The sequence below is a fragment of the Pseudomonas sp. 2995-3 genome (genome assembly GCF_002742565.1).
In the GTDB taxonomy this organism is placed as follows: Bacteria; Pseudomonadota; Gammaproteobacteria; order Pseudomonadales; family Pseudomonadaceae; genus Aquipseudomonas; species Aquipseudomonas edaphica.
This window is the reverse complement of the sequence record NZ_LJSB01000133.1, coordinates 1-10,564: the sequence shown is the minus strand read 5'-3', so window position 1 is coordinate 10,564 and position 10,564 is coordinate 1. Positions and strand designations below refer to the sequence as shown.

At 64.0% G+C, this 10,564-nt stretch carries 6 protein-coding genes; all 6 read right to left on the bottom strand.

The genetic code is table 11. From position 1 onward, the window contains the following. Positions 1–442: 442 nt before the first annotated feature. Positions 443–2,962: an excinuclease ABC subunit UvrA gene (uvrA, locus tag AOA62_RS06440; RefSeq protein ID WP_099548157.1), complete on the bottom strand. Its 2,520-nt coding sequence runs from the start codon at positions 2,960–2,962 to the stop codon at positions 443–445. Next, positions 2,959–4,671 (bottom strand): ATP-binding protein, encoded by a 1,713-nt coding sequence (locus tag AOA62_RS06435; RefSeq protein WP_099548156.1) that lies wholly within the window; start codon positions 4,669–4,671, stop codon positions 2,959–2,961. The genes uvrA and AOA62_RS06435 overlap by 4 nt, the downstream gene beginning before the upstream one ends. Positions 4,672–4,781: 110 nt before the next feature. Further along, the gene (locus AOA62_RS06430) at positions 4,782–7,853 is read right to left on the bottom strand and encodes an error-prone DNA polymerase (protein ID WP_099548155.1); all 3,072 of its coding nucleotides are present in this window, start codon (positions 7,851–7,853) and stop codon (positions 4,782–4,784) included. Continuing rightward, positions 7,850–9,262: a DNA polymerase Y family protein gene (locus AOA62_RS06425; RefSeq protein WP_099548154.1), complete on the bottom strand. Its 1,413-nt coding sequence runs from the start codon at positions 9,260–9,262 to the stop codon at positions 7,850–7,852. The genes AOA62_RS06430 and AOA62_RS06425 overlap by 4 nt, the downstream gene beginning before the upstream one ends. 7 nt (positions 9,263–9,269) lie before the next feature. Next, positions 9,270–9,884 carry a translesion DNA synthesis-associated protein ImuA gene (gene imuA, locus AOA62_RS06420; protein ID WP_017135401.1) on the bottom strand — a complete coding sequence of 205 codons (615 nt, stop codon included), beginning with the start codon at positions 9,882–9,884 and terminating at the stop codon, positions 9,270–9,272. Continuing rightward, a complete protein-coding gene (gene lexA, locus AOA62_RS06415; RefSeq protein WP_099548153.1) occupies positions 9,884–10,501 on the bottom strand; it encodes a transcriptional repressor LexA in 618 nt (205 codons plus the stop codon). The genes imuA and lexA overlap by 1 nt, the downstream gene beginning before the upstream one ends. Between the last annotated feature and the right edge of the window lie 63 nt (positions 10,502–10,564).

Here is a 10,564-nt window from a genome sequence, read left to right as displayed (position 1 = left end):
TGCACTTGATCTGGCTCTTGCTTCAACCACTCAGGTCGGCTTTCAGGCCGCCGTGCTGTAGATCTTGATCTTGATCTTGATCTTGATCTTGATCTTGCTTTTGATCTGAGACGCCCCGTTAACCACGATGGCCGAACGCAGGCTTGAATCCGTGGGTAACCCGGCAGGACGCCGGGTTAGCCGCGCTGGGCCAAGGATGGCCCATCGCGGCGGCCCACGGATTCAAGCCTTCGTTCTGGCACACCGAGCCTAAGCGAGGTGCCGAGTGGTGGGGCACAGACCTTTTGGTTACTTTTGGCTGGGCCGGCATTCCGGGCGTTTGCCAAAAGTGACCCGCTGTAAGAGCGGAACCATAAGCCGCCGTTACCCGAATAACGGATATGTACACCGACAAACCGCCATCGCAGGCAAGCCAGCTCCCACAATTAATCGGCGTTGAAACTTACACCAACTCCCGCGCCAGAAACGCTGCAGTACGGCTGGCTTTGCTTTTGGCGACCTTCTGCGGCGTACCATGAGCCACCACCTTCCCGCCCAAATCCCCAGCCCCCGGCCCAATATCAATCACCCAATCCCCCTGGGCCACCACGCGCATCTCATGCTCCACCACAACCACCGTGTGCCCCGCGTCCACCAGATGATTAAGCTGACTCAGCAAACGGTCCACATCCCGAGGATGCAAACCCGTAGTCGGCTCATCCAACACATACAACGTCGCGCCCCGGGCATTACGTTGCAACTCGGTCGCCAACTTGATCCGCTGCGCCTCACCGCCGGACAGCTCGGTCGCCGGCTGCCCCAGACGCAGATACCCCAAACCGATATCCCGCAACACTTGCAACGAACGCAACACCCCAGGCTGCTCGGCAAACACCTCGACCGCCTGCTCCACGGTCAACCCCAGCACCTGGGCAATGCTCAAGCCTTGCCACTTGATCGCCAACGTCTCAGGGTTATAACGCGCCCCATGACACGTCGGACACGGCGCATACACGCTGGGCATAAACAGCAACTCGACACTGACAAACCCTTCCCCCTCGCAATGAGGGCAACGGCCCTTGGCGACGTTGAACGAGAACTGCCCGGCATCGAAATGACGCTTCCTGGCCGCCGGCGTTGCCGCAAACAATTTGCGCACGTTATCGAACAACCCGGTGTAAGTCGCCAGGTTAGAACGCGGCGTGCGGCCGATGGGTTTCTGGTCCACCTGCACCAAACGTCGAATCTGTTCCAAACCGCTGCTGATCCGCCCACCACTGCTTTGCGGGGCATCGTCTTCAAGGCTCGGTTCTTCGTCGCTTTCCAGCACACGGCCCAAGCCTGTGCCCACCAGTTCCAACAGCGCCTGGCTGACCAGACTGGACTTGCCCGAGCCGGAAATACCCGTCACCGCCGTAAAGCAACCCAGCGGGAAATCGACGCTTAGATCCTTGAGATTATTACGCGTCACGCCTTCAAGCTTCAGCCACCCCGACGGCTCACGTCGCGTCGTGCTGCAAACGCGCCGCTCGGCAAACAAATACTCGCGCGTCTGCGAGGCCTGCACATCCGCCAAACCGGCAGGCGGTCCGCTGTACAGCACTTGCCCGCCGTGCTCACCGGCAGCCGGCCCCACATCGATCAGCCAGTCGGCGCGGCGCATGGTTTCCAGGTCATGTTCCACCACAAACAACGAATTGCCGGCCGCTTTCAAACGCTCAAGTGCAGTAAACAATGCTTCGCCATCCGCCGGGTGCAGGCCTGCCGAGGGCTCGTCCAGCACATAGATCACGCCGAACAGCTGCGAGCCCAACTGGGTGGCCAGGCGCAGTCGCTGCAATTCCCCGGATGACAATGTAGGCGTGCTGCGCTCCAGGGACAGATAGCCCAAGCCCAACTCGGTGAGGGTGCTGACCCGCTCCAGCAAGTCCTGGGCGATACGCTGAGCGGCCAGGCGCTTTTCCACCGACAGCTTCATTTTGTCCTGCCCCGCCGCCACCGGGCGCAGCAGCTCGGCCAACTGCGCCAGCGACAGTTGCGACAGCTCGCCGATGTCCACCCCGGCAAACTTCACCGACAGCGCCGCCTTGTTCAGCCGCTTGCCTTCGCACGCCGGGCACGCACTGCCCTGCATGAACTGCGACACGCGCTTTTTCATCAGTGCGCTTTGGGTATGGCTGAAGGTGTGCAGGATATAGCGCCGCGCACCGCTGAACGTGCCCTGGTAGCTCGGCTCCAGCTTGCGTTTCAACGCGTCGCGGGTTTGCTGTGGGGTGAAGCCTGCGTACACCGGCACGGTCGGGGTTTCTTCGGTAAACAGAATCCAGTCGCGCTGCTTTTTCGGCAGGTCGCGCCACGGGATGTCCACGTCATAGCCCAGGGTCACGAGGATGTCGCGCAGGTTCTGCCCCTGCCACGCCAAGGGCCAGGACGCCACCGCACGCTGGCGAATGGTCAAGGACGGATCCGGCACCATCAGCGCCTCGGTCACCTCATACACGCGGCCCAAACCGTGGCAGTGCGGGCAGGCGCCCTGGGGCAGGTTCGGTGAAAAGTCCTCGGCGTACAGCATCGCCTGCCCCGGCGGATAACTGCCGGCACGCGAATACAGCATGCGGATCAGGCTCGACAAGGTGGTGACGCTGCCCACCGACGAGCGTGCACTCGGCGTGCCGCGCTGCTGTTGCAGGGCCACGGCCGGGGGCAAGCCTTCGATAGCGTCCACATCGGGTACGCCGACCTGGTCAATCAGGCGCCGCGCATAGGGCGCCACCGATTCGAAATAGCGGCGCTGAGCCTCGGCATACACCGTGGAAAACGCCAGGGATGATTTGCCCGAACCCGATACGCCGGTAAACACCACCAGGGCATCCCGGGGAATGTCTACATCGACGTTACGCAGGTTGTGTTCGCGGGCGCCGCGCACGCGTACAAAGCCTGGGCGCTGGGCGGTGATCGGGGGGATGTTGCGCTGTGACGTCATGGGCAACCTTGTCTGGCGGTGAGCACGCTGCGCACCCGTTGCGTGAGGGCTTCGGGGCTGTAGGGCTTGCTCAGCAGATGAATGTCGGAGCTCAGCAAATGATTGCTGGAAAGAATGTCGCGGGTGTGCCCGGAAGTGAACAGCACCGCCACCGGCGGGTGCTGCACGCGCGCCCAGTCGGCCAGGTCGGTGCTTTTGACCCGGCCGGGCATCACCACGTCGGTAAAGATCAGGTCCGGCTGCACGCCGTTTTGCAGGGTTTGCATGGCCCGGTCACCGTCTTCGGCGGTCAGTACCGTGTAGCCCGATTGCTGCAGCAACTCGACCACGGTCAGGCGCACGCCTTCGTTGTCCTCGACCACCAGGATGGTTTCCTGGCCGCCACTGTGAGTCGCCTGCTCGGTGTCGACCTCACCACATTCGGGTTCCAGGCTGTGGGGGAAATACATCTGCACTACCGAGCCTTTGCCCTCCTCGCTCCACACCTCCACATGCCCGCCGCTTTGGCGCACAAACCCGAACACCATGCTCAGGCCCAGGCCGGTGCCGTGCCCTTCGCGCTTGGTGGTGAAGAACGGCTCGAACGCACGCTTGAGCACCTCCTGGGGCATGCCGACACCGGTGTCGGTCACTGCCAAACGCACGTATTCACCGGGCTTGATGCTTTTACCGATGCAATCGCCCGGGTTGAGGATGATATTTTCGCCGCTGATGCGAATCACGCCTTCGCCTTGCATGGCATCGCGGGCATTGATCGCCAGGTTGAGCAGCGCGTTTTCCAATTGGTTACGGTCGACATTGATGCACCAGGAGTCCTGGGGCAGTTGCACGTCGATATGAATGGTCTCACCCAACGCCCGTTGCAGCAGTTCGCCTAAACCGGCGTAGATGCGTTGCGGGTTGTACACCGCTGGCGACAACGGCTGGCGACGCGCAAACGCCAACAGTTGCGAGGACAGCTTGGCGCCGCGCTCCACCGCCGCGATGGCCGCCGTGACCCGGCGCTGCACCTGGGGGTTGTCCGGCTCATTCCGGGCCAGCAGGTGCAGGTTGCCGGCGATCACTTGCAGCAGGTTATTGAAGTCATGGGCCACGCCGCCGGTCAGGCCGCCGATGGCTTCAAGCTTCTGGGATTGGCGCAACTGATCTTCGGCGGCGGAACGCGCTTGCACTTCGGCGGCGACGCGTTGCTCCAGGTTATGGGTCAGTTCCTGGCGCAGGCGCTCGGAATGCACGTGCTCGGTGGTTTCCACCACAATCGCCAACACCCCGGCTGGCTGCTGATTGTCCCCGGCGACGGGGCTGTAATAGAGGTCCAGCCAGACGGTTTCCGGCTTGCCGTTACGCAACAACACCAGGTCTTTGTTGTTAAACGTCAAGGTACCGCCCGCCAGGCAGGTGTCGACCACGTGGCGATTGAACTCGGCCACCTCCGGCCAGCCCAGCTCCACCGGCGTGCCGAGCAAGTACGGATGCCGGCCGCCGGCAAACACCGAATAGCTGTCGTTGTAGATCATGTAGCCGGCCCGCCCCCACAGCATCACCATCGGCACGGGCGAGGCCAGCATCATCTGCACGTTGCAGGCCAGGCTGGCGCTCCAGGTGTCAATCGGGCCAAGATCCGTGGCGGACCAATCGAAAGCACGGATACGCTGGGCCATTTCACCGGACCAGCCTTCACAGCCGTAGGGGTTGGATAAAAATTGCATCGGTTGGCTCTGTGCAAAGAGAGGGTATTTGCAACGTTTTGGAGCGCGCCAGCGGCGGATGGTTTCACTTGTTATAAGTTAGGAGGTAATGGCGACAAAAACCACTGCCCTCAATGAAAATCCCGGCTGCGCACATGAATGCCTTCCAGCAGCGGCGTCAGGTCGGTAAGACGCCCGGCAATCAGGTGCCGCACCTCACCCACCGCCTCCCAGCGCCCGTCGACTTTGAGCAACCGCGAGCCGACCAGCGCCAGGCGCTGGCGTTCTGCCAGGTCGCGCCACACCACCACATTGAGGTTGCCGAACTCATCTTCCAGCGTCACAAAGGTCACGCCGCTGGCGGTGCCAGGGCGCTGGCGCCCGGTCACCAGACCGGCGACGCTGACATTGCGCCCATGCTCCACCGCCATCAGCTCCAAAGAGCTGCGGCAGCGGCGTTTGCGCAACTCATCACGCAGCAACGCCAGCGGGTGCGGGCCGAGGGTGGTGCCAACCGTGGCGTAATCAGCCTGCAAGTCTTCGCCAACCGTCGGCGCCGGCAATTGCACCGCCGCTTCGTCGGGGCTCGGCAGGCCCGCGAACAACCCCAGCTGTTTATGCACGCCTGCCACTTCCCAGCGTGCCCGGTGCCGGTTGCCCGCCAGCGCACGCAAGGCCCCGGCATCCGCCAGCAACGCCTGGGCCCGCGCATCCAGGCCGGCGCGGTCGTCCAGGTCGGCAATGTCACTGAACACACGACGCTGGCGCGCCGCCTCGATGCGCCGTCCATCCTCCTCACGAAACCCCGAGATCATGCGCAACCCCAGGCGAATCGCCGGTTGCTGGCCGTCGACAGGCTCCAGGCTGCAATCCCAGTCACTGGCCAGCACATCCACCGGGCGGATCTGCAAGCGATGGCGCCGCGCATCCTGCAGGATCTGGTCCGGGCTGTAGAAACCCATGGGCCAGCTGTTGATCAAGGCACAGGCGAACGCCGCCGGTTCATGGCACTTGAGCCAGCAACTGGCGTAGGTCAGCAAGGCAAAACTGGCCGCATGGGACTCGGGGAAGCCATAGCTGCCAAAGCCTTTGATCTGCTCGAAAATCTGCGCGGCAAATTCCTCGCTGTAGCCGTTCTTGAGCATGCCGGTGCGCAGACGCTGCTGATGCGGTTCCAGGCCGCCGTGGCGTTTCCAGGCGGCCATGGAGCGGCGCAACTGGTCGGCTTCGCCTGGGCCATAGTCGGCGGCAACCATGGCGATCTGCATCACCTGTTCCTGGAACAGCGGCACGCCCAAGGTGCGTTTCAACACTGCCTCAAGTTCCGGTGACGGATAAGTGGTGGGCTCTTCGTTATTCCGGCGCCGCAGGTACGGATGCACCATACCGCCCTGGATCGGCCCAGGCCGCACAATCGCCACCTCAATCACCAGGTCGTAGAAGTTCTGCGGCTTGAGCCTGGGCAGCATCGACATCTGTGCCCGCGACTCGATCTGGAACACGCCGATGGTGTCGGCCTTGCTGATCATTGCGTAGGTGGCCGGGTCTTCTTTGGGTATGCCTGCCAGAGACATATCGCGATTGCGATGGCGGCGCAGCAAGTCGAAGCAGCGGCGGATCGCGCTGAGCATGCCCAACGCGAGGATATCCACCTTGAGCAGGCCCACGGCGTCGAGGTCATCCTTGTCCCACTGGATAATGGTGCGCTCGGCCATGGCGGCATTTTCCACCGGCACCAGGGTGTCCAGCGGGTATTCGGAAATCACAAAACCGCCAGGGTGCTGGGACAAGTGCCGGGGAAAGCCGATCAGTTGTTGAGTCAATGTCAGCACACGCCGCAGGATCGGGCTTTGCGGGTCGAAGCCGCCTTCGCGCAGGCGTTCCAGCGGCGGCGCATCTTCACTCCAACGCCCGCAACAGTCGGCCAGCGCGTTGATCTGGTCCGGCGGCAAACCGAGGGCCTTGGCCACGTCGCGCACCGCGCCGGACGCGTGATAACTGCTGACCACCGCCGTCAACGCCGCGCGGGTGCGGCCGTAGCGTTGGAACACGTACTGCAGCACTTCCTCGCGGCGTTCATGTTCGAAGTCCACGTCGATATCCGGCGGTTCATTGCGCTCCTTGGACAGGAAGCGTTCGAACAGCATATCCGTCAGGCTTGGGTCGATTTCGGTGATGCCCAAGGCAAAACACACCGCCGAGTTGGCGGCTGAGCCACGGCCCTGGCACAGGATCGAACGGCTGCGGGCGAAGCGCACGATGTCGTGCACCGTCAGGAAGTAGCTTTCGTAACCGAGGTCGCTGATCAACTGCAATTCCTTGTTGATCTGCTGCAAGGTCTTGGCGTCAACACCGTGTGGCCAGCGCTGGGCAATGCCTTCCTCGGTCACGGTGCGCAGCCAGGATTGGGCATCATGGCCGGCGGGCACCAGTTCGCGTGGGTAGTGGTAGCGCAACTGGCTGAGATCAAAGGTGCAACGTTTCGCGATGGCCAGGGTTTCATCACGCAGCGCTTGCGGGTACAACGCTGCCAGCGCGTCGAGGCTGCGTAAATGCCGCTCGCCATTGGGGTGCAGGCGCGTGCCGGCTTCGGCCACCGGCACGTGATGACGGATCGCGGTCATGGTGTCTTGCAAGGCCCGGCGCCCGCGCGCATGCATGTGTACATCGCCGCAGGCCACCGCCGGGATCTGCAGGCTGACGGCCAGGGCCAGGCGCTGCTGCAAATGGCGCGCATCGTCCTGGCCGCAGTGCAGGTGCACCGCCAGCCACAGGCGTTCGGCGAAGGTGTGTTGCAGCCATTGGAGGGTGGCCTGGGTGTCGTTGTCTTCGGCCACCCACAGCGCCAGCAGGCCGGGCATCGGTTGTTCGAAGTCGGCGTGCAGCAGGCGGTAACGGCCTTTTTCGGCGCGGCGGCGAGCCAGGGTGATCAGGCGGCACAGGTGTTGATAGCCGCTGAGATCTTCGACCAGCAACACCAGTTTCGGGCCGTTTTCGATGCGCACTTCGCTGCCGATAATCAGCGGCAAATCCACCGCCTTCGCCGCCTGCCAGGCTCGCACGATGCCCGCCAAGGTGCATTCGTCGGTGATCGCCAGGGCGCTGTAGCCTTGGCGCTTGGCACGTTCGAACAGCTCCAGCGCACTGGACGCGCCGCGCTGGAAACTGAAATTGGACAGGCAATGCAGCTCGGCATAGCTCATGCGAACCAGCCTTGCAGCCACAGCCCGTCGTTCTGCCCCACACAGCGATAGGCCCAGCCTTGCTGGCCGGCACGGGTGCGGATCAGGTAATAGTCGCGGCGGATATCGGCGCCGTCCCACCAGCCGGATTCGATGCGTTCCGGGCCCATCAGGATCTGCACGCCCTGCTCGGCCAGCAAGGTCGGTTCAGTCAGCAACCAGCCGGGGCGCTGCACTTTGTGCAAGGTCGGGCACGCACGGCTGTCGGCGCTCGCCTGCCAGGCACATTCGGGGCGGTGGTCGGCGTGAAAGCGCAGGCTTTGTACGGCCTCATCGCCAAGCCGTGCGCGCAAGCGTTCGCGCAGTTGCTCCCAAGGCAAGGTTTGTTGCGGGCGATCGTCGAACAGGTCCTGGCGTTGCGGCACAAACACCGGCAGGTCCTGGGCCACCAGGCGGAACCCGCGCACCGGAGAGGTGACTTGCACCTGTTCCAGGCGGCCACGGGCCAGTTCGAACAGCATCGACGGTTCGCGCTCGGCACTGAGCAGGCCGACCTTGATCACACTGTCGGGCGCCTGGGCGTGTTCCAGGTGCAAGTCGAAACGTTGCACGCCACTGTCGCGCCCGCAGAGGAAGGCGGACAAGTCACCGGTCAGGCGCCGTAACGGGAACAGCAGCGCCTGGTGGGATTGCACGTCGAAATTCAGCTCGATGCGCACGTCGAACTGATCCGGCGGCTGATAAAACGCCAGGGCCAGTGGGCGCTGCCCGCTCAGGGCATCCAGGTGCTTGAGCAAGCCGGCGTCAAAGCGTCGCGCCAGGGTGTGCCGAGGCAACGCCTGCACCTGGGCCAAGGTACGCAAGCCCATACGCGACAAGGCCGTGGCCGCCTGCGGGTCAAGACCGGCGCGGTCGATAGGCAGTGGCGCCAGAGCCTGCTGCAAGGCGTCCTCGCCGATCGCCAAACCATCATAAATATTCGCCAGCACCCGCGCCGCCGCCGGGTTCGGCGCGGCGACGATACGGTGGCGAAAGCCCAATTCGGTCAACTCCTGACGCAAGCGCGCCTCGAACTGCGGCCACGGCCCGAACAGGCCCAGGCTCGACTCGATCTCGAACAGCAACGCACGCGGGTAATACACGCTGACCTGAGAGCTGAAACGGTAGGCCCAGGCGGCGAGGAACTGCTGCCAGCGCTCGATTTCGGCGGGGTCGTATTCGGCGCTGGCAAAGGTTTTGGCCAGGGCATGCGCGGCCGTCAGCGATTGACCAGGTCGCAGGCCTAAGGCGCGGGCGGCGGCATTGACGGTTTGCAGCACGCGGCGCTGCGGTGTGCCGGCCAGCAGTACCAACGGTTGATCCGGCTCAGGGTGCACACGCTGCACCCCGTCCAGCGCCAATTGCGGGAAGACAATACACACCCAGCGCATGGCAACCTCAGTGCCCCGCCAGTGCTATCGGCGCCGGGTGGGCCAAGCCGCCCCGGCACTTGAGCACCCGCACTTGCGCAGGTTTTGCCTCGACGGCCAGGCGCAAGGCGGCGGGCGATGAATTGACCGCCTCGCTCAAAGCGCGCCAGGCAAACGCCAGGGTTTGCCCGGTCTCGGCCGCCACCTGCAAGCGCCGCAAGGCGCGGTCGTCGGCCTTGCGCGGCCAGCACAGCACCGCGCCGCAACTGCCCGAACGCAGGCACTGCTCCACCGCCCACAACACGTCGCGCGCCTCGGCCTGGATCACCGAAAGCTGGCGCAAATCCACCCCGGCGTTCTGCCAGGCGTGGGGGTACGGCGTGTAGGGCGGCGCCACCAGCACAATCCGCTCGCCCGCCGTTGATAAGCGGGCCAGGGTTGGCAACACCAATTGCAGCTCGCCAACGCCCTCCTTCGCCATCAGGATTTCACTCAGCGCCGACTCCGGCCAACCGCCCGTGGGCAACACCGCGTCCAGCGCCGCCAGCCCAGTGGGGTGCACGCTGGCCGGTGGCACGGCGGGCCGGCCTTTCCAGACGCGGCCGCCATTGAACAGCGTATCCAGAGCAACGACGGCGCCCATCAACCTTGCCTCACCAGGCCGCAGAACACCCCTTCGATGGCCAGGTCCTGATCCGGCCCGACCACAATCGGTTGATACGCGGGGTTGCGCGGCAGCAGGCGCACCTGCTCGCCGTGGCGCTCAAAGCGTTTAATGGTGACTTCGCCGTCCAGGCGCGCCACCACAATCTGCCCGTTCAAGGCTTCGGCGCTGCGGCGCACGCCCACCAGGTCGCCGTCGAGGATGCCGTCTTCGATCATCGAATCGCCCTGCACACGCAGCAGGTAATCCGGGGTTTTGGCGAAAGTGGCGGGGGCGGGTTGCAGACGATTGTGCACTTCGGCATCGGCGCCGATGGGCAGGCCGGCGGCGACACGGCCGAGTACGGGCACGTCCAGCCATTCGGGACGCGCCGGTTGGTTGAGCAGGCGGATGCCACGGGCCTGGTTGGGGTTGACCTCGATGAAACCGGCTTCGGTCAGGGCCACCACGTGTTTGCGAGCGACGCTGCGCGAGGCAAAGCCGAACGCCTCGGCGATCTCGGCGAGGCTTGGGGGCTGGCCTTGTTGCGCGATACGGTCGCGGATGAAGGTCAGGATGGCGGTGCGACGGGGGGTCAGGGTTGTCATGGAGTACATTTGTACTCTTGTGGGAAATTTCTGACAATAGCCGGTAGTCGGGATTGGGGGGCTGTTGGGGTT

What these genes read in the sequence shown, in the direction of transcription:
- AOA62_RS06425 (WP_099548154.1), bottom strand. Translation starts at nt 9,262, where the DNA reads ATGCGCTGGGTGTGTATTGTCTTCCCGCAATTGGCGCTGGACGGGGTG.
- imuA (WP_017135401.1), bottom strand. Translation starts at nt 9,884, where the DNA reads ATGGGCGCCGTCGTTGCTCTGGATACGCTGTTCAATGGCGGCCGCGTC.
- lexA (WP_099548153.1), bottom strand. Translation starts at nt 10,501, where the DNA reads ATGTACTCCATGACAACCCTGACCCCCCGTCGCACCGCCATCCTGACC.
- AOA62_RS06435 (WP_099548156.1), bottom strand. Translation starts at nt 4,671, where the DNA reads ATGCAATTTTTATCCAACCCCTACGGCTGTGAAGGCTGGTCCGGTGAA.
- AOA62_RS06430 (WP_099548155.1), bottom strand. Translation starts at nt 7,853, where the DNA reads ATGAGCTATGCCGAGCTGCATTGCCTGTCCAATTTCAGTTTCCAGCGC.
- uvrA (WP_099548157.1), bottom strand. Translation starts at nt 2,962, where the DNA reads ATGACGTCACAGCGCAACATCCCCCCGATCACCGCCCAGCGCCCAGGC.